This is a genomic window from Phyllobacterium sp. LjRoot231 (assembly GCF_964253365.1).
Taxonomy (GTDB): Bacteria; Pseudomonadota; Alphaproteobacteria; order Rhizobiales; family Rhizobiaceae; genus Phyllobacterium.
Window position 1 is genome coordinate 2,323,781 of record NZ_CAXUQT020000001.1, and the last position, 18,356, is coordinate 2,342,136.

Below are 18,356 nucleotides of genomic sequence, written 5' to 3' on the forward strand. Positions count from 1 at the left end.
ATGAACGTTCTCGTACAGGGCGCCGGTGTCGCCGGTCTGTCGGTCGCCCATGAATTGACGTCACGCGGCGCGCGCGTGACGGTGCTTGAACCACAGCAGGGCAGCCGCTCGGCGGCATCCTGGTTTGCAGGGGGTATGCTTGCGCCTTATTGCGAGCGGGAAAGCGCGGAGCAGCCTGTTGTCGAACTGGGCTTGGGCGCGGCGGATTGGTGGGAAGCAGCGCTGCCCGGTTCGGTGACACGCAATGGTACGCTGGTTTTGGCTCCATCACGCGACATTAAGGAGCTTGAACGGTTCGGATCGCGAACGTCTGGCTTTGAATGGGCTGGAGAGGAGACCATTGCAGCATTGGAGCCCGATCTGGCTGGGTGCTTCCGCAAGGGGCTATTCTTTGAGGAGGAAGCGCATCTTGATCCGCGCCACGTGTTGATCAGTCTAGCGGCAAGGCTGGCGGCCGCCGGCGTCGTGTTCGAAACCGATTTGGCGCAGACAGCGGCGGTTGGCTTTGATTGGACCGTTCAGTCCACGGGCTATTCCACCCAGGATCAAGCCATACGCGGCGTGCGCGGTGAAATGCTGATCTTGCGCACGTCCGATATCTCCTTGTCACGCCCTGTCCGGCTCGTTCATCCGCGCTTTCCCATCTATATCGTGCCGAGGTCCGACCATGTCTTCATGGTGGGTGCAACGATGATCGAAAGCGACTCGATCGGTCCGATCACCGCACGCTCGATGATGGAATTGCTGAACGCGGCCTATAGCCTGCACCCTGCCTTCGGTGAAGCAGAGATTGTCGAAACAGGGGTGGGAATTCGTCCCGCCTATCCGGACAATCTGCCGCGTGTCGTCCGCGAGGGCAACACCATCAGCATCAACGGGCTTTACAGGCACGGTTTTCTGCTGGCGCCGGCCATGGCCATGCAAGCGGCGGACATGATTTTGAATGAAAGGAGCGCAAGCCAATGAAACTGCTGGTCAATGGAGAACCGCACGATGTGTCGGCGCAATCGCTCGATGCTTTGCTTGCCGAACTGGAATTCGAAGGCGAATGGCTGGCGACGGCATTGAACGGTGAACTCGTGCGGTCACCGGAACGTCAGACTTGTCGCCTGAACGAGGGCGACCGGGTCGAGATTCTTACTCCACGGCAAGGAGGCTGAGCATGCTGAAACTCTATAATACCGAGCTTTCGTCCCGGCTTTTACTGGGAACGGCACAATATCCTTCGCCTGCCATCCTGATGGACGCAATCAATGCATCCGGCACGGAAATCGTCACTGTCTCGCTGCGGCGGGAAATGGCAGGCGGCAAATCTGGCGACAAGTTCTGGTCACTGATCCGGTCGCTTGGAACGCATGTGCTGCCGAACACGGCGGGATGTCATACGGTGAAAGAAGCTGTTCTCACGGCGCATATGGCGAGGGATGTTTTTGCGACCGACTGGATCAAGCTCGAAGTCATCGGCAATCATGATACGTTGCAGCCCGATGTATTTGCGCTGGTCGAGGCCGCCCGGATATTGTCGGATGATGGATTCAAAATATTCCCATATACGACAGACGATCTGATTGTTGCCGAGCGTCTGCTGGAAGCGGGATGCGAGGTTCTGATGCCATGGTGCGCGCCGATCGGTTCGGCTCTCGGGCCGCTCAACCTGCATGCACTGCGTTCGTTACGCGGCCATTTTCCGGACATTCCGATGATCGTCGATGCGGGTCTCGGGCGGCCATCCCATGCCGCGATTGTCATGGAACTCGGGTTCGATGCGATATTGCTCAATACCGCCGTGGCAAAGGCCGGCGATCCGGCGGCAATGGCGGGGGCTTTCGCCAAGGCGGTGGATGCGGGACACGCGGCCTTTCACGCGGGCATGCTCGAGCCACGCGATGTCGCCGTACCGTCAACGCCGGTGATCGGCCGGGCGGTGTTTACGTGACGCTCTTGGTCGCGATGACATAAAGCCATTCAGTTGGCTTTCCGTCATAGGCGCTCCCAGCCTCTTTACTGATCCGAATGTCACTCCAACCTTCGCCATAGGCAACCTGAAGGGCTTCCGCCGATAGGTAGTTGTAATAACGGCCAAATTTGTCACGTCCTTCCTTTGTCCCACCTTTGTAGCTCGCGAAGAAAACGCCACCCGGCTTCAGCGCGCCGTGCACGAGCCGGAGTATCGCGGGAAGATCACTTCGCGGAACGTGCAAGAGGCAAGCGTTTGCCCAAACGCCGTCATAAAGCACCTTATCGTCGAGCTGATCGAAATGCAGAACCGCGACAGGCCGACCCAGTCGCTTTTGCGCCTCCGCAGCGATTTCCGGTGACCCATCGGTCGGCGTAACGTCGAATCCGCGGGCGAGCATATATGCACTGTCGGTACCCCCGCCACATCCCAGTTCGAGAATCGAGCTACCCGGATTCAAAAGCGCGAGGAAAGTATCCAAACGTTTGTATGACCGCGCCTCCACCCCGTTGATATAGGTGACCGCTTCACTTGCATAAAAGTGCAATGTATCGGGGTCGCTCCCAGTCATTCCGCGGGCCTTTTAGCTTTCCAGCATCTCGGCGACTTTGCGATTATCGCCATGAACGAGGCAATCGGCGATGGTCGTCTTGTCGAGCACGGCGCGGGTGACATTGGCGACTTCGTTGAAGACATGGCGGATTTCGCAGGTTGCTTCGTCCTGGCAATCCTCGCAGCGGCGATAGGCGATCTTGCTCAGGCAGGGCAGCGGAGCGATCGGACCATCGATGAGGCGCAGCACCTCGCCGAACGTAATGTCTTCGGCTGGCTTGAGCAGCAGATAGCCGCCCATCTTGCCGCGGCGGCTCATGACGATACCCTGATGTTTCAGATCGAGCAGTATCTGTTCGAGAAATTTCTTCGGGATATTCTGTTCTTCCGCGATGTCCGAGATGAAGAGAGCTTTCCCGGCGTCTGCCCTGGCCAGAACGACGAGCGCCCGCAGAGCATATTTGGCCTTTTGCGATATCATTTTTCTTTGCCTGACTACCAGTGTGGTGCAGTCATAGTCCCTCGCACCGCATTTTCTAGTGCAAAAATGTTAAAAAATAAGTTTTTTTGCGGCCGAGAAATGTCTTAAAAATGGTGTGTAAGGCGCTGAAAAATAATAATTCATTAAGAACTTCACGAAGACGGCGGTGCGGCAATGGTGAATCCGATACACGATTAAACAGGTAGAGATTATTGACAAATGATTTCAAGCCGTCATCATCAGGTATCGGTTGACCCAAAAAGGCAACTGCACTCTGCAACCGGATTGTTTGATGGAGGTCGCAATGTACAGTGAAGTATCAGGCATTTTTAACCGGGCGGAACGCCTGTGGCGGGAAGTTTTCACAGCTGAAACTCTCGACCGGAATGCCAGCGATCCCAAGCAGCGCGATCGCGAGGAGGCTTCGGCCAAGAAGAACCGTAACTGGACCGAAGAGGATTTCCTCTGGTGCTGGCAGCATCGCGGTTTTTGGTGACAGTTTCATAACTTTTGACCGCTAAGCAAGCGGCTTAGCCGGTGGCAAGCTGCTTGCTGTTGACGCGGTTTCATTTTTCCCGGACGTCAGCTGCTGGTTACTTTCGTCGAAATACCGTTTTCGGTATCGCCGATCGTCGCTTGCGCCTCATCAACATTGGCTTTGATTGCTGTTGTGACGCTGATTTTAAAGTATTCTCTCGAACGTAAGCAGATGAGTTAAGCAGCTCGCTGAGTACGAAAACCATCCTGCGGCCGCCGCATGGAATCGGCCAGGATATGCGCTTCCGGCCATGAGCCGAAGCCGCTCTCAATATTGATATGTCCGGCGTTTTTCATATCGACAAAGCCTGAGCCCCAAACTCCGGCCAGAGCTTCCGCTTTGTTGAAGGACATATAGGGATCGTCGCGGCTGGCGACGACGATCGACGGGAAGCCGAGCTTGTGGCGCGGCAGAGGGGCAAAGCTGCGGAACTTGGAATCCTGAACGGCCATACGTTCGGCGTCGGCTGGTGCAACCAGAACCGCGCCCGCGATATGCGCTGCCGATGGCCGGCTGGCGAGATGCGTAACGAGAACGCAACCGAGACTGTGCGCAACGAGGACGGCACCGGGTGTTTCGGCAAGGGCCGCTTCGAGAACGTGAAGCCATTGGGAAAGCACCGGGTTTTCACAATCATCCTGTTCGACAAGGCGCGCCGTTTCGTCCTCCAGCAGCCATTGCTGTTGCCAATGGCCTTTTTCGGAGCCGCGATATCCCGGAATGATCAATGTCGTCATGCGCCACCACTCCTTTTGTGCAAATTGCCTCGGAGAAGAATTCGTAATGTGGCCTCAAAATAGGGTGGCTGCATTGATCCATGAAGGAACAGTGCACTAATCTCAGTCAGATATGGAAAATATTCCCTGCGCGAATTGTGACTATCGTGAAATTGGCAGTTAGAGCCTTATGAAAGCCTCTAGGTTTCGCCATCCTTCTTGTACCAGCGCAACAGCAGTTGCGAGCGCTCGAAGTACAGCACGACGAGCAGCGACAAGGCGAAGGGAATCAACAGATAGAACAGGCGGAAAATGATAAGTGCTGCCAATACGTCCGCTTGATTCATATCGGGCAGTCCGGTCAGGAAAACCAGTTCCAGTACGCCGAGGCCGCCGGGCGCATGAGAGATCAGCGCCGCGGAAAATGACACGAGAAAAATCCCGAGAATAACAAGGAAGCCCGGATTGCCCGCGCTGGGCAGGGTGAAATAAATGATTGCAGCAGCCCCGATAAGTTCCAGCGGACCGACGATCAATTGCTGGGCGACGACTGCCAGACGCGGATATTCGAGTGTGAAGCGGCGGATGCGCAACGGTTTGAAACGCAGCCAGCTGCCGAACACATACAATAATACGAGCGCCAGTGCGCCGAAACCAAGGACGTAACTCAGGGAAAGCGGCAGCTCGGCATTGAAACGCTGCAAGAGCTGGGGCTCGATGAGGAGGACGACTGCACTCAGCGTCACTACCCCCAATATGAAGGTGAAGGAACAGAAGGCGATAAGCAGGGCAATCTCGGGACCGCTCATGCCTTGCGTGGAATAAGCGCGGTAGCGGACCACCGCTCCCGACAGAACGGACGCGCCTATATTGTGCGAAAGCGCATAGGTCGTGAACGAGCAGAGAGCGATAAACACCCAGGAAATCCTGCGGCGCAGATGCAAGAGCGCGATACGGTCATAACCGGCCAGAGCCGCATAGGCGACAAGGGATCCAAGCCCTGCCAGGACCCAGCGATGTGCCGGAATGGCATAAAGGCTGTGGATCACGTCATCCAGCGAGATGCTCCGCAGCTCCTTGTAGAGGAGCCATACGGAAATCCCGACGGCAGCCAGACCAACAACCGGCCATACGTAATCCTTTAACTTCATGCTTTTTCCTGCTCACCCATTCTTACTCTATACCGCTTTTGTTGTTTTTATTCGGTCTGGTCCCTCTGGCTTCGGGTCCTCGAGGTTAAGGATGTGGGCGACGATTCCGCGGGCTATTTCACGTTCGCCCATGATAACTGCGTCCGCGCCGAGATCCTGCAAATGCTGCACTTCCGCATCTGAGTGAGCCCGCGCCAGAATGCTGATGACCGGATTTGCCGCACGGGCCTTGACCACGATCTGTCCGGCTTCAAAAGCGTTCGGGATGGCGATGATCAGCTGGCGCGCCTGGGCAAGATTGGCGGCGGCGAGGATATCGCCATTGGCTGCGTTGCCGACGATCGTTTCAATGTTTTCGTCATGCAGTTTCGCCACCGTTTTGTCGGCGTCCTCAATGACCAGAAACGGCTTGCCGACTTCTTTAAGCGCATCGCCGACAAGACTGCCGACACGGCCATAGCCCACAAGAACGGCATGATCGGTAAGCGTGGTTGGGCGAATTTCTTCGACATCGGGCTCTTCTTCGGCTGGTGCATCCGCCTCTGCGGTAGGCTCCTCAGCTGTGGGCAAACGCTTTTCGAGCCTCGGCTTCAGATATGTGACCGCTGCAAACACAAGTGGATTGACGAGTATCGAGAGAATGGCGCCACCGAGGATCAAATCGCGACCCTCTTCGGGTAGCATACCCAGCCCGACGCCTAGTTCGGCGAGGATGAAGGAAAATTCGCCGATTTGCGCCAGACTGGCGGAAATGATCAGAGCCGTGCCTGTTGGATAGCCAAAGGCGCGAACGATGAAAAATGCGGCGAGCGACTTGCCGACAACGATGATTGCGAGCGTTGCAAGCAGCGGCAGTGGATCATTGACGATTGTCATCGGGTCGAACAGCATGCCGACGGACACGAAAAACAGCACCGCGAAAGCGTCCCGCAGCGGCAGGGATTCTTCAGCGGCACGGTGGCTAAGCTCGGATTCGCTCATGATCATGCCGGCAAAGAAGGCGCCGAGCGCCAGCGATACGCCGAAGAGCTTGGACGCACCGAAGGCAACGCCCAGCGCAATCGCCAGCACCGCCAGGCGGAAAAGCTCGCGCGATCCGGTATGGGCAATTGCATGCAGCGTCCAGGGAATGACCCGGCGTCCGACGATGAGCATGATGGCAACGAAGGCTGCAACCTTGCCAAGCGTCAACGCTATGACACCGCCAACGCCAAGATTGAAATAGGAGGCGAGGGGATCGCTTGCTGCATGTATCGCGCCATCATTTGCGCCGCCGCCATTTATAGCACCAGCGATCGCGGGCAGCAGAACGAGCGCCATGACCATGGCGAGATCTTCAACAATGAGCCAGCCGACGGCGATGCGTCCGCGCTCGGTCTCGATCAGGCGGCGCTCCTGCATGGCGCGGAGGAGGACCACGGTACTCGCCACCGAAAGCGCGAGACCGAAGACGAAACCGGCCTGCATGCTCCAGCCGAGAATCCAGGCAAGGCCGGCGCCAAGCAAAGTCGCTACCAGAATCTGTACGATAGCGCCGGGAATTGCGATGGCGCGGACCGAAAGAAGGTCTTTCAGGGAAAAATGCAGTCCGACGCCAAACATCAGCAGGATGACGCCGATTTCCGCGAGTTCGGAGGCCAACTCCTGATCGGCGACAAAGCCGGGAGTATGGGAGCCGGCCAGGACACCGGCGACAAGATAACCGACAAGGGGAGGAATACGCAGACGGTTGGCAATCGCACCGAAAATGAAGGCCAGAACCAGACCTATGACGATTGTCGCAATCAGCGGCGTTTTATGAGGCATATGTCGGCGTCTCCTCCGTCGGAATATTTAAAGGATAAAAATCGTGGTGCTGCGAACAATTGTTGTCGCAGCAGTATTGCGTACCGGAGATAGCTTGCAAACCGATTTCGTCGACCCTGCGGCGCAGGAAACGTGATTTTTTCCCTGCGCCGCAAATAGTTAGCGTTGAACGCTAAGTTGGCCGCCGATCAGCTCTGGATGATTGGCTTTTCGCCTGAACCGATGCGCGAAGCGTGGTTCTTCTCCCACCAGGTTCCGAGCAGCAAGAGAATCGGCGCTGCGATGAAGAGCGACGAACTTGTGGCGATGACCACACCGAAGAGCATCGGCAGAGCAAAGTTTTCCACGGCCTTGCCACCCCAGATCGCCATCGGAAGCATGGCAAGGAACACGGTGAGCGAGGTGTAGATACAACGCGCCAATGTCTGGTTGATACTCAGATCGATAATCTGGCGCAGCGGCATCTTCTTGTGGATGCGCAAATTCTCACGCATGCGATCGTAAACCACGACCTTGTCGTTGACCGAATAGCCGATGATGGTCAGCAGCGCGGCGATGGCTGTGAGGTTGAAATCCAGCCCCATCAGCGCAAAGAAGCCAACGGTCTTCGTGGTATCGAGGATCAGCGTGGCGATTGCACCAAGTGCGAAGTGCCACTCGAACCGCCACCAGATGTAGAGCAACATGGCAAGGCTGGCGAGGGTAACGGCGAGGACACCCGACCGGGCAAGTTCCTGGCTGACCTTCGGCCCGACGACTTCCGAACTTTCTATCTTCACACCGGGATCGAGCTGCTGAACGGAAGCCCTTACCTTGGTAACAGCCGCGGTCTGCGCCTCTTCACCGCCGTCCTGACGCTGGACGCGGATAAGCACCTTGTTGTCGCCACCGGCTTGCTGAAGCGCAACCTCGCCAAGTCCGAGGCCTTCAAGTGTCGAACGCATGGTTGCGAGGTCTGCGGGTTTCGATGTCGTGACTTCAACCTGGATACCGCCCTTGAAGTCGATACCGTAATTGAGGCCGGGATGGATGAACAGAATGATCGAGGCGATCGACAGGAAGATCGAAACGCCGATACCGAAGAAACGGGCGTTCATGAAAGAGATATTGGTGTTTTCCGGTACGAGCTTGAAGAGGTGTTCGATACGGATGGTCTTCATCTTCCGGCGGCGAACGATAGTGGTCATCATGACACGGACGACGGTGACTGCCGTGAACATCGAGACGAGCGCGCCGATGATCATGGTTATGGCGAAGCCACGTATCGGGCCGGTGCCGAACAAGAAGAGCAGAAAGGTCGCGATAAGGTGTGTGGCCTGCGAATCGATGATCGTCGAATAGGCAAGCTTGAAGCCGCGATCGACCGCAGCCATCGCGCCGATACCCTTACGTGCTTCTTCACGGATGCGCTCGTTGATGAGAATATTCGCGTCAACGGCAAAGCCGATACCGAGGATGATGGCTGCGATGCCGGGCAGGGTCAGTGTCGCTCCAAGCAAGCTCAATATGCCGAATGTCAAGATAACGTTGAGAGCAAGCGCGAAATTGGCGATCAGGCCCCAACCGCTATACAGGATGAATATGAAGCCCACGACGAGCGCGAAGCCAATGAGGCCCGTGAGAACGCCCATCTTGATGACGTCGCCACCAAGATCCGGACCAACGGTACGTTCTTCGATGACGGTCAGCGGTGCCGGCAAGGCGCCGGCACGAAGCAGCGCTGCGGTAGTTACGGTGTCCTGAACGGTGAAGTTACCGGTGATCTGGCCGGAGCCGCCGGTGATGGGCACCTGGATGACTGGTGCGGTCAGCACCTTGCCATCGAGTACGATGGCGAAGGGGCGACCGACATTCTGGCTGGTGATATCGGCAAACTGTCGTGCGCCGATATTATCGAAGCGGAATGAAATGATCGGCTGGTTGGTCTGCTGATCGAAGGCCGCGCGGGCATCGGTCAGACGCTCACCGCTAAGAGCCACGCGATCTTCAACCGGATAGGTGATGCTGGGGTCTTTCGCATCCGGCAAGATGGATACACCGGGAGGCGGTGCTGCGCCGGTATTGCGATCGGCAACCATATGGAAGGTCATCTTGGCGGTACTGCCGAGCAGGGCGCGAAGCTGGCTCGGATCCTGCAGGCCCGGAAGCTGGACGACGATGCGGTCAGAACCAACCCGCTGGATGGAGGGCTCGGCAACGCCAACCTGATCGACGCGGCGGCGGACGATCTCGAGACTCTGCTGCAGGGCATTGTCGAGCTTGTCCTTCATGCCGGCTTCGGTCAGCGTCAGGCGGATCTGGTTATCGTTCGTGGTGATATCGATATCACTGACGGGCGCTGCGAAACCGACCTGTGCGACCTGGGTCGTCAGATCGCGCAAGGCGGCAACAGCTGCGTCGCTCTGGGTCGCGTCAGCCAGCGTGACAATGACACTGTCACCTGCGACGCGGACAGATTGCGGCTGGATTTTTGCCGTGCGCAGATGACCGCGCGTATCATCGAGAATAGAGCGGATACGGTCTTTCTTGAGTGCCGCAGCATCCACTTCGAGAACCAGATAGGAACCGCCGCGAAGATCGAGGCCCAGGGCGACCTGTTTCTTCGGGAACCAGCTCGGCATGGCTTCGAGCTGCGCTTTGGTAAAGGCGTTGGGAAGGGCGAGGACAATACCCACCAGGATAATAGCAATGTAGGTCCAGAGGACCCATCTCGAAGTACGCATATCTCATATTCCGTTATGAAGAGCGGGCGCGCTGCCGAGAACTGATTTACGAGTCTGCCTGGCGGCCGCCGGAGTTTGTTTTCGTCGTTTCCCTATTGGAAACGGTGATGTCAGGCCACGGCAAGAGGTGGAGCGCGGGCGCTGAAAACAGAATTGCGGTCGAGCGCCAGACTCGATCCGGACTCAGCTGAAATGACGCTTTTCCAATTTACAATAACCAGCGCAGGCTCGGCAGGAACCAACGCATTCTCTGGCCCGCTATCGGACCGAAGGCCACTCTTGATCTTCAGATGCAAAGCTTCAAGCGCTGCAACGCGCATCGGCCTCTGAGCAGGAGTGGGCTGATTGTCGGCTTCGTGGGCCAGGCGCGTTTCATTGCGCGTAGGCGTTCGGGCATCCTTTGCCGCGATACTGGTCTCCGAGCCAGTCATATAGACTGTGCCCAGGGCCGCGCTGATCGTCGAAACGAGCCAGAAAATAGAAATCAGGAGCGGAGCAACGCTGCGCTTTCCTGTTTTGCTATTTTCCTGAAGGCTCATACGATTATCCAATATCAATTTATCGCGGTGCAAAGCACCTCGCTGCGACTCTATTTATGAAGTCTGAAAGCTCGAGTCACTTAAAATCGTCGCGCACCAGCACTACTGACCGGAAAATATGTCGTTTTGCAGGAAACGGGTGGAACGAATTGGCCAAGGTAGACACTCTGGTTTGAACTTTGGTTCGCAATGGAGAAGTCATCATGGCTGACGCAATCGGCAGCGTATCAACCATTCGGTGGGATACGATCGAAGCGGAGCTGGATAATTTCGGCTGCGCCATTTTGAAAGGTGTATTGTCCAAGACGCAGTGCGAAAGGATAGCCGCGGGTTACCCGGACGACAGCCAGTTTCGCAAGCGCATCGTCATGGCGCGGCACGGATTCGGCCGGGGCGAGTACAAGTATTTCAGTTATCCGCTGCCAGATATCGTCAGCGATCTGCGCCAATTGCTCTATCCACCCCTGGCCAGGATTGCCAACCGCTGGAACGAATTGATGGGCATCGACGTCCGCTATCCTGACCGGCATGAAGCGTTCATCGAGCGCTGTCACGCGGCGGGGCAGGACCGCCCGACGCCGCTGCTGCTCGAATATGGCGAGGGCGACTATAACTGCCTGCATCAGGACATTTACGGCGCCCATGTCTTTCCGCTGCAGGTGGCATTCCTGTTATCCAGGCCGCAGGAGGATTTTACCGGCGGTGAGTTCGTCCTGACGGAGCAGCGGCCGCGTATGCAGTCCCGTGCGGAACTCGTGCCGTTGCAGCAGGGAGACGCGGTGATTTTCCCGGTCAGCCAACGTCCGGTGAAGGGCACGCGCGGCCATTACCGCGTGAACATGCGCCACGGTGTCAGCCGTCTGCGCAGCGGCAAACGCCATACGCTCGGCATTATCTTCCACGATTCGAAGTAAGGTGCATTGATATTCGCGCCAAGACGGCCTGCAAACGGCGCTTTTCTGCGATCCGGTGCTCATGAACCCAAAAGTTCACTGCGCTCCGGTTCTCAAAAATCACCATTTTCGGCTCGCCCTGACCCGAATCTCAACGCACCTTGGTCTCCCCAGTTGCATCGGTACGTGAAGAACAGCATTGTAGCCTGAAATTTCGCATGGGGCCTCGATGGATTATCTGATTTTCTGGGAATGGCTGAACTTTGCGGCGCGTTGGCTGCATGTGATCACGGGAATCGCCTGGATCGGATCCTCCTTCTATTTCATCGCTCTCGATCTCGGATTGCGAAGGCATGCAAACCTCCCGCAAGGCGTGAACGGCGAGGAATGGCAGGTTCACGGCGGCGGCTTCTACCATATCCAGAAATACATGATCGCGCCGCCTCATATGCCGGAACATCTCATCTGGTTCAAATGGGAGTCCTATTTCACCTGGTTGTCCGGCTTCGTGCTGCTTTGCATCGTTTATTATGGCAGTGCCGATCTATTTCTGATCGACCGCAATGTGCTCGATGTTTCGACGCCTGTGGCTATCCTGATCTCGCTCGCGTCGATCTCAATCGGTTGGCTGATTTATGATCTGCTCTGTAAATCTCCGCTGGAGTCCAATGATACCGTGCTGATGCTCATCCTCTACGGCGTGATTGTTTTCATGGCCTGGGGCTACACGCATCTATTCACGGGACGCGCCGCACTTTTGCACCTTGGCGCATTCACCGCGACGATCATGACGGGCAATGTGTTCCTGCTGATCATCCCCAATCAGAAAAAGGTCGTTGCCGATTTGATTGCGGGCAAGACCCCCGATCCGAAGCTCGGCAAGCAGGCCAAGCAGCGCTCGACGCACAACAACTATCTGACGCTCCCCGTTATCTTCCTGATGCTGTCGAACCATTATCCGCTCGCTACCTCCACCGAATTCAACTGGATCATTGCCGCGCTGATATTCATCATCGGCGTCCTCATTCGGCATTATTTCAATTCGAGGCATGCGGGCACCGGCAACCCGCACTGGACATGGTTGGCGAGCACGATCCTTTTCATCATTATCATCTGGCTTTCGACGGTTCCCAAAGTCCTGACGGGCGAGGAGAAGGTTTCCCGTGCCGCCGAACCTTTTCTGGCTGCGCAGAATTTCCAACAGGTCCGTGATACGGTGATGGGGCGTTGTTCCATGTGCCACGCGGCGGAACCTTCCTGGGAAGGGATCATGATGCCGCCAATGGGGGTACGCCTCGATACGGATGAAATGATCGCGACCCATGCGAGCCAGATCTATATTCAGGCGGGTGCAAGCCATGCCATGCCGCCCGGCAATCTGACGCACATCACCGATGACGAACGCGCGCAGATCGTCGCGTGGTATCGCGGTGCGACGGCAGGAAAAGTGACGCCATGACAGAGTTATTGTTGCGTGGTCGTATTCTGACCTTTCACGACGAGCCACTGCATGGCGAGGCAAGCGCCGAAACATTCACTTATCTCGAGGATGGCGGGCTGCTCATTCGCGATGGCAAGATCGTCGCGATAGATGACTATGCAAAGTTGCGGGCAGGCGAGGGTCGTAACGTCGAGATCATCGATCACCATCCGTATCTGATCATGCCGGGTTTCATCGACTGCCATATCCATTATCCGCAGATGCAGGTGGTCGGCTCCTATGCCGGTGCGCTGATGGAGTGGCTCGACAGATACACCTTTGTCGAGGAGCAAAAATTCTCCAATCAGGGCCATCCGGAAAGGATCGCCTCTGCATTCTTTGACGAGCTGATCCGTCACGGGACCACGACTGCGGCTGCCTATTGCTCCGTGCACAAGGCATCGGTGCAAGCGTTCTTCACTGAGGCGCACCGGCGCAATATGCGCATGGTTGCCGGCAAGGTGATGATGGACCGCAACGCGCCGCCCGGCCTGCTCGATACACCTCAATCTGGCTATGACGACAGCAAGGCGCTGATCGAGGAGTGGCACGGCAAGGGACGTCAACTCTACGCAATAACACCGCGTTTTGCGCCGACCTCGTCACCAGAGCAGCTGGAGATGAGCGGTGCACTGGTGCGCGAATTTCCGGACATGCATGTGCAGACGCATCTGTGCGAGAACACAGCCGAGATCGCCTTCGTTGCGGAACTGTTTCCGTGGAGCCGCGACTACACGCAGGTCTACGAGCACTACGGCCTGCTGGGCCCGAAGACGCTGCTTGGCCATTGCATCCATTTGAGCGATGCGGAAGTCAGCACCATTGCCAATAGTGGATCGATTGCTGTGTTCTGCCCGACGTCCAATCTTTTCATAGGGAGTGGGCTGTTCGATCTGGCGCGACTTCGGGCATCGCATGTTCGCAACGCGATCGCGACGGATATTGGCGGCGGCACGTCCTATTCCATGCTGCGCACGCTGGATGAGGGCTACAAGATACTCAACATTCAGGGCCAGCGTTATCACCCATTGCGCTCCTTTTATCAGGTGACGTTGGGAAACGCGCGGGCTCTATCACTTGAAGATTCCATCGGCTCATTTGTGCCGGGCACCGAAGCGGATTGCGTCGTTCTCGATGCCCGTGCTACGCCCGCTATGCGCATCCGCATGGAGACGGTCGAGACGCTGGTGGAAGAACTCATGCTCATGCAGACCATAGGCGACGACCGAGCGATTGCCGAGGTCTATGTTGCGGGCGTCCCGGCGAAAAGCATTTTGGTGAATTGATTATTCTACGCGGTAGCCGACTTCTTCAGCCGCGTGCCCCAACGTCTGCCAGAACGAACGGGCAAAGGTGCGGAATACATAGAGATCGAAAGTCTCATCATCGATGCGCTGGATATTGGTATGAATATCGTGATGCAGAGTGGCGCGCCCATAGGCGATAGGGAAGGCGTGCTCGGAAAAGTCGATGGCAAAGAGCTTTGACAATACCCATTCCGAACGTGGTCCGCTTATGCGGATGACGGTGCGGCCATGAGTGAGGTCGATGATCGTCCCGAGTCCCGGAGAGATAGCGGAGCGCAGCCGGGATTCGAGATCCGGTGTTGCGCTAACCACGAAGTAGCGGCCAGGCGCAAAACCAAAGACAGATTTTTCGCCGGCGACGCGGCCAAGACCGGGTTTGTTCTGAAGAACAAGACCCGTTGCGCTGCCGATTGCGGTCAGCACGGTGGGTATAGTATCGGGCCAGGCAGTAACCTGAATGATCGAGAGGTTTTTTCGCTCACGCGGTGTCACGCCAATACCGGCTGCGGAATTCCCGTGGTCGCCCGGAATGAACGTTCTGCCGAGTGGAGATTGAGGCTCAGCCATGCATCCGGCTCCCTTCTGGATCGAACATGTGGTGGCTGACGATTTCCACGGCGCAATGTTTGTCGCGGAGTAAGTCCGTGGCGAAGGCGCGGTTGCCAATCATCGATGTCCCGTGCTTGACCAACGCCAGCGCGATATATTTGCCAAGTGCCGGCGAATAGCAAGCGGCGGTGACGTGACCGAAACTATCCGCGGGCTCTCGAGGACGGGGATCTGTCACGATATGACTGCCGCCGTTGATCGATTGATTGTCGAGCGAGATCAACCCAACGAGCGACAAGCGGTTTTCATCCTTGAGACCCTCGCGGTTGATCATGGCGGAGCCGATATAGGGCTTCTTCTTCGACAGCATCCAATCGAGATGCAGGTCATGCGCACTCGTCCTGCCATCGATTTCCGCGCCGGTGACATGGCCTTTTTCGATACGCAAGGTACCGAGCGCCTCGAGTCCGTATGGGACAATGTCGAAAGGCTTGCCGGCGGCGAGAAGTGCTTCCCAGACATGCGTGCCATATCCGGCACCGCAATAGACTTCGTAGGCGAGTTCGCCGGAAAATGACAGGCGGCAGATCATTACTGGCACATCGGCGATCTTGCCGTGGACGATACCCATGAAAGGCAGGGTCTCGTTATCGACTTTGGTGCCGGTTACACAGGCTTCAAGCACTGCACGAGCCTTCGGGCCCGAGATAGCAGAGCCTGCCCAAACATCCGTGACCGAGGTCAGATGCACCCGCAGCTCCTGCCAGACGCAGTCGAGATAGTATTCCAGATGCTGCATGACGGGGCCGGCATTGGCCGTGGTGGTCGTCATCAGAAACTGTGTTTCGCCGAGGCGCCAGGTCGTGCCGTCATCGAATGCGATGCCATCTTCGCGCAGCATCAGACCGTAGCGGGCCTTCCCCACAGGCAGTGTAGAAAACATGTTGGTATAGACCCGGTCGAGAAGTTCCGCAGCGTCCGGGCCCTGAATGTCGATCTTGCCAAGCGTGGAAACGTCTACGATGCCGACGCTCTCACGAACTGCTCGCGCTTCACGTGTATAGGCCTGCTCGATTGTTTCGCCGTGGCTGGAATAGATCATTGGGCGATGCCAGAGGCCCGCCTCATAGGTTTTTGCGCCGTTTGCCAGATGCCAGTCGTGCATGGGCGTCAACCGGTGTGGACGCAGGTCGCCGTAACGTTCACCGGCCAGGGTACCAAGGGAAACCGGTGTGAAAGGCGGGCGGAACCGTGTCGTACCAGCTTCAGGGATCGAAATTCCGCGCACGTCGGCCATGATGGCAAGGCCGGGAACATTGGAGGTCTTGCCTTGATCGGTCGCCATGCCTAGCGTGGTGTAACGCTTCAGATGCTCGACCGAGTGAAAACCTTCGCGGTAGGCGAGGCGGATATCGTCAGCAGTGACATCATGCTGAAAATCGACGAAAGCCTTCTGCGATTTCACGGCGGGTTCGATTTCAAAAACCGGGGCTGGAGACGAATCCAGCATCGGTGCCTCGACCGGCGGAAGTACAAGTCTGCTCTTGGCGGAGCCTTTGGTTGCAGCGTCGGACATGACACTGATCGTATCCATGTATCCGGCCGCAGAACCAGTCATCACCCAGTTCTGGTTTGGTTCCGGCGGCAGGAACGCCTGAATATCCTCGTCCCATTCCGGTTTGCCGCCTGCCTGGCTGGCCAGGTGGATGGCAGGAGACCAGCCGCCCGAAACACCAAGACAGTCGGTCTTGATTTCTCGCGGCACACCCGAAACCCGGCCGGTTTCAGCATTGAAATGCTGAACTGAGATCGAACTCAGCGTCTTGCCAGCATGGGTCGCGGTGACCGCGTGGCCGAGAAGCAGTTCGGCGCCGGCGACGCTGGCGATATCCCGGCAGGTACCGGAAACATCGGACCGCACGTCAATGATAGCTGTAACGTTGACGCCGGCAATGGAGAGGATCCGGGCCGCATCATAGGCGCTGTCATTATTAGTGAACAGGGTGACGTTGTTTCCGGCTGCAACGCCATATTCTATCGCATAGCGGCGCACCGCGTCAGCAAGCATTACACCGGGACAATCATTGCCGGGGAAGACTATCGGGCGCTCGAATGCGCCGGTCGCCAGAATCACTTTGCCGGTGCGGATGACCCAATGGCGCTGACGTGGCTGGCCCTTCGTCCGGTTCGGTTTGAAATCCGAGACATGTTCGACCGCTGTGAGAATATTGCCGTCATAGTAACCCCAGACAGATGTGCGCGTGAGGAACCGGACATTGGGCATATTCGCCAGCACTTCCGCTTTTTCGCGGGCCCAGACGGCAGGATTGCGTCCATCGATCATCTCACCGGAAGCAAGGAGCGAACCGCCTGGTAATGGACGCTCTTCGGCGATGATGACGCGCGCGCCCGTCGCCGCGGCCGCTTCTGCCGCAATCAGACCGGCGGGTCCGCTACCGACGACAAGGACATCGCAAAACGCGTTCATGCGCTCGTACCGATCTGGGTCGGGGGCCGTGCCTGCTTTGCCAAGTCCAGCGGCGCGGCGGATGAACTTTTCGCAGAACATCCAGAAGCGCGTGCCTTTGAGCGGGCCGATCGCTGGGCCCATGAAGGTCTTGTAGTAGAATCCTGCAGAAAACAGCGGGCCGGCCAGTTGGTTGACGGCCATGAAGTCATGTTCCAGCGAAGGAAATCGATTCTGACTTCGGGCGACCAAACCATCGAAAATTTCAAGTTCCGTGGCCCGGACATTGGGTTCGCGCACATCGCCGGAAAGAATGGTGACGAGCGCATTCGGTTCATCGCTACCGGCTGCAAACACACCACGCGGGCGGTGGTACTTGAACGAACGACCGAATAGCGTGATGCCATTGGCAAGAAGAGCGGAAGCGAGTGTATCACCTGGATGACCGCTATAAGCCTTGCCGTCAAATGTGAATCTGATGGATTTGGAGCGGTCGATACGTCCGCCCTTTGAATGCCGCGAACTCGTCATGAACGCCCACCAATCACTGCGTCGCGCGCAAATGCGACCGAGGAAATCGCATGGGTTGCCATATCGCGCGTGATGACGAGATGCTGGCGGCAACCGCCGCCATGCAGCCAGAACTCGCGATGCAAACCGCCGGGATTGGTGCGATCATAGATGTAGGAATTCCACGCTTCCTGATTGGTCGATGCCGGATCGGGTCGCCTCCGCGTCGCATCGCCTTGATAGGTGAATTCGATGACGTCCCGCGGTCCGCAATAGGGGCATTTGATTATCATGTTCTCACAATCTCGGCGAATCGTAGGTTTAGCAAGCTGGATGGACAGAAGATTTACCTCAAAGCAATCAACAGAATGTGCCGGGACTGGTCAAGATCAAGGAGGCTACAAATCACGACTCTGCACATTTAAAAATACTTCCCACACCCAATAATCTTCTTTTTTATAGTGTGATACTATTGAAAAAGCATTTGGGTCATAACGATAACGTCAAGCAATGTCGCTCCGCCGACTAGTTTAGATGGGGTTGATGTATTGCATCTTGATCATGCCCGTATGATCGGGCAATCCTCACTTTGAGACGGTTCGTAAATGGATACGGGCCACGAATTTCTCGTTTCATTCATCGATCTATTTTGACGTTTGTTGCAATAACCATGCTTGCCTCCCCGCT

The 18,356-nt window shown here is 56.8% G+C and carries 17 protein-coding genes; 7 read left to right on the top strand and 10 right to left on the bottom strand.

Annotation, left to right across the window (positions count from 1 at the left end):
* The 3 genes from thiO to ACSQ3H_RS11420 are packed head-to-tail and all read left to right on the top strand — an operon-like array spanning position 1 to position 1,936.
* Entirely contained in the window at positions 1-966 is a 966-nt protein-coding gene (gene thiO, locus ACSQ3H_RS11410; protein ID WP_436117169.1) for a glycine oxidase ThiO, read from the top strand.
* Positions 963-1,160: a sulfur carrier protein ThiS gene (gene thiS / locus ACSQ3H_RS11415; protein WP_436117170.1), complete on the top strand. Its 198-nt coding sequence runs from the start codon at positions 963-965 to the stop codon at positions 1,158-1,160. The genes thiO and thiS overlap by 4 nt, the downstream gene beginning before the upstream one ends.
* A 2-nt stretch (positions 1,161-1,162) precedes the next feature.
* Positions 1,163-1,936: a thiazole synthase gene (locus ACSQ3H_RS11420; RefSeq protein WP_436117171.1), complete on the top strand. Its 774-nt coding sequence runs from the start codon at positions 1,163-1,165 to the stop codon at positions 1,934-1,936.
* Here ACSQ3H_RS11420 and ACSQ3H_RS11425 read toward each other — a convergent pair.
* Positions 1,929-2,528, bottom strand: a complete 600-nt coding sequence (locus ACSQ3H_RS11425) for a class I SAM-dependent methyltransferase (RefSeq protein WP_436117172.1) — start codon at positions 2,526-2,528, stop codon at positions 1,929-1,931. The genes ACSQ3H_RS11420 and ACSQ3H_RS11425 overlap by 8 nt on opposite strands.
* Positions 2,529-2,540: 12 nt before the next feature.
* Positions 2,541-2,990 (bottom strand): RrF2 family transcriptional regulator, encoded by a 450-nt coding sequence (locus ACSQ3H_RS11430; protein ID WP_436117173.1) that lies wholly within the window; start codon positions 2,988-2,990, stop codon positions 2,541-2,543.
* A gap of 304 nt (positions 2,991-3,294) precedes the next feature.
* Between ACSQ3H_RS11430 and ACSQ3H_RS11435 the strand changes: the two genes are divergently transcribed.
* On the top strand, positions 3,295-3,486 hold the full coding sequence (locus ACSQ3H_RS11435; protein WP_436117174.1) for a hypothetical protein: 192 nt from the start codon (positions 3,295-3,297) through the stop codon (positions 3,484-3,486).
* 218 nt (positions 3,487-3,704) lie between these two features.
* Here ACSQ3H_RS11435 and ACSQ3H_RS11440 read toward each other — a convergent pair whose 3' ends face one another.
* The 5 genes from ACSQ3H_RS11440 to ACSQ3H_RS11460 all read right to left on the bottom strand — a co-directional run bounded on the left by ACSQ3H_RS11440 (position 3,705) and on the right by ACSQ3H_RS11460 (position 10,463).
* A complete protein-coding gene (locus ACSQ3H_RS11440) occupies positions 3,705-4,265 on the bottom strand; it encodes an RBBP9/YdeN family alpha/beta hydrolase (RefSeq protein ID WP_436117175.1) in 561 nt (186 codons plus the stop codon).
* 179 nt (positions 4,266-4,444) lie between these two features.
* Entirely contained in the window at positions 4,445-5,395 is a 951-nt protein-coding gene (locus ACSQ3H_RS11445) for a lysylphosphatidylglycerol synthase domain-containing protein (protein WP_436117176.1), read from the bottom strand.
* 27 nt (positions 5,396-5,422) lie between these two features.
* A complete protein-coding gene (ybaL, locus tag ACSQ3H_RS11450) occupies positions 5,423-7,201 on the bottom strand; it encodes a YbaL family putative K(+) efflux transporter (protein ID WP_436117177.1) in 1,779 nt (592 codons plus the stop codon).
* Positions 7,202-7,389: 188 nt separating this feature from the next.
* Complete coding sequence (gene secD, locus ACSQ3H_RS11455; protein ID WP_436117178.1) at positions 7,390-9,924, bottom strand: protein translocase subunit SecD; 2,535 nt, start codon at positions 9,922-9,924, stop codon at positions 7,390-7,392.
* A 110-nt stretch (positions 9,925-10,034) separates the two neighbouring features.
* Positions 10,035-10,463 (bottom strand): hypothetical protein, encoded by a 429-nt coding sequence (locus ACSQ3H_RS11460; protein WP_436117179.1) that lies wholly within the window; start codon positions 10,461-10,463, stop codon positions 10,035-10,037.
* Between the two features lie 203 nt (positions 10,464-10,666).
* Here ACSQ3H_RS11460 and ACSQ3H_RS11465 point away from each other — a divergent pair, with 203 nt between their 5' ends.
* From ACSQ3H_RS11465 to guaD, 3 genes are all read left to right on the top strand, one after another.
* Positions 10,667-11,377, top strand: a complete 711-nt coding sequence (locus tag ACSQ3H_RS11465; protein ID WP_436117180.1) for a 2OG-Fe(II) oxygenase — start codon at positions 10,667-10,669, stop codon at positions 11,375-11,377.
* A gap of 208 nt (positions 11,378-11,585) precedes the next feature.
* Positions 11,586-12,815, top strand: a complete 1,230-nt coding sequence (locus ACSQ3H_RS11470) for a urate hydroxylase PuuD (protein WP_436117181.1) — start codon at positions 11,586-11,588, stop codon at positions 12,813-12,815.
* The gene (guaD, locus tag ACSQ3H_RS11475) at positions 12,812-14,122 is read left to right on the top strand and encodes a guanine deaminase (protein ID WP_436117182.1); all 1,311 of its coding nucleotides are present in this window, start codon (positions 12,812-12,814) and stop codon (positions 14,120-14,122) included. Before ACSQ3H_RS11470 ends, guaD begins: the two co-directional genes overlap by 4 nt.
* Here guaD and ACSQ3H_RS11480 read toward each other — a convergent pair whose 3' ends face one another.
* The 3 genes from ACSQ3H_RS11480 to ACSQ3H_RS11490 are packed head-to-tail and all read right to left on the bottom strand — an operon-like array spanning position 14,123 to position 17,962.
* A complete protein-coding gene (locus ACSQ3H_RS11480; RefSeq protein WP_436117183.1) occupies positions 14,123-14,710 on the bottom strand; it encodes a sarcosine oxidase subunit gamma in 588 nt (195 codons plus the stop codon).
* On the bottom strand, positions 14,703-17,690 hold the full coding sequence (locus ACSQ3H_RS11485) for a sarcosine oxidase subunit alpha family protein (RefSeq protein WP_436117184.1): 2,988 nt from the start codon (positions 17,688-17,690) through the stop codon (positions 14,703-14,705). Before ACSQ3H_RS11485 ends, ACSQ3H_RS11480 begins: the two co-directional genes overlap by 8 nt.
* Positions 17,687-17,962, bottom strand: coding sequence for a sarcosine oxidase subunit delta (locus ACSQ3H_RS11490; protein WP_436117185.1), 276 nt, complete (start codon positions 17,960-17,962; stop codon positions 17,687-17,689). Before ACSQ3H_RS11490 ends, ACSQ3H_RS11485 begins: the two co-directional genes overlap by 4 nt.
* Positions 17,963-18,356: the final 394 nt, after the last annotated feature.

Bases quoted from the DNA above. Each gene is read 5' to 3' on its own strand.
- thiO (WP_436117169.1), top strand. From the start codon at position 1: ATGAACGTTCTCGTACAGGGCGCCGGTGTCGCCGGTCTGTCGGTCGCC.
- thiS (WP_436117170.1), top strand. From the start codon at position 963: ATGAAACTGCTGGTCAATGGAGAACCGCACGATGTGTCGGCGCAATCG.
- ACSQ3H_RS11420 (WP_436117171.1), top strand. From the start codon at position 1,163: ATGCTGAAACTCTATAATACCGAGCTTTCGTCCCGGCTTTTACTGGGA.
- ACSQ3H_RS11425 (WP_436117172.1), bottom strand. From the start codon at position 2,528: ATGACTGGGAGCGACCCCGATACATTGCACTTTTATGCAAGTGAAGCG.
- ACSQ3H_RS11430 (WP_436117173.1), bottom strand. From the start codon at position 2,990: ATGATATCGCAAAAGGCCAAATATGCTCTGCGGGCGCTCGTCGTTCTG.
- ACSQ3H_RS11435 (WP_436117174.1), top strand. From the start codon at position 3,295: ATGTACAGTGAAGTATCAGGCATTTTTAACCGGGCGGAACGCCTGTGG.
- ACSQ3H_RS11440 (WP_436117175.1), bottom strand. From the start codon at position 4,265: ATGACGACATTGATCATTCCGGGATATCGCGGCTCCGAAAAAGGCCAT.
- ACSQ3H_RS11445 (WP_436117176.1), bottom strand. From the start codon at position 5,395: ATGAAGTTAAAGGATTACGTATGGCCGGTTGTTGGTCTGGCTGCCGTC.
- ybaL (WP_436117177.1), bottom strand. From the start codon at position 7,201: ATGCCTCATAAAACGCCGCTGATTGCGACAATCGTCATAGGTCTGGTT.
- secD (WP_436117178.1), bottom strand. From the start codon at position 9,924: ATGCGTACTTCGAGATGGGTCCTCTGGACCTACATTGCTATTATCCTG.
- ACSQ3H_RS11460 (WP_436117179.1), bottom strand. From the start codon at position 10,463: ATGAGCCTTCAGGAAAATAGCAAAACAGGAAAGCGCAGCGTTGCTCCG.
- ACSQ3H_RS11465 (WP_436117180.1), top strand. From the start codon at position 10,667: ATGGCTGACGCAATCGGCAGCGTATCAACCATTCGGTGGGATACGATC.
- ACSQ3H_RS11470 (WP_436117181.1), top strand. From the start codon at position 11,586: ATGGATTATCTGATTTTCTGGGAATGGCTGAACTTTGCGGCGCGTTGG.
- guaD (WP_436117182.1), top strand. From the start codon at position 12,812: ATGACAGAGTTATTGTTGCGTGGTCGTATTCTGACCTTTCACGACGAG.
- ACSQ3H_RS11480 (WP_436117183.1), bottom strand. From the start codon at position 14,710: ATGGCTGAGCCTCAATCTCCACTCGGCAGAACGTTCATTCCGGGCGAC.
- ACSQ3H_RS11485 (WP_436117184.1), bottom strand. From the start codon at position 17,690: ATGACGAGTTCGCGGCATTCAAAGGGCGGACGTATCGACCGCTCCAAA.
- ACSQ3H_RS11490 (WP_436117185.1), bottom strand. From the start codon at position 17,962: ATGATAATCAAATGCCCCTATTGCGGACCGCGGGACGTCATCGAATTC.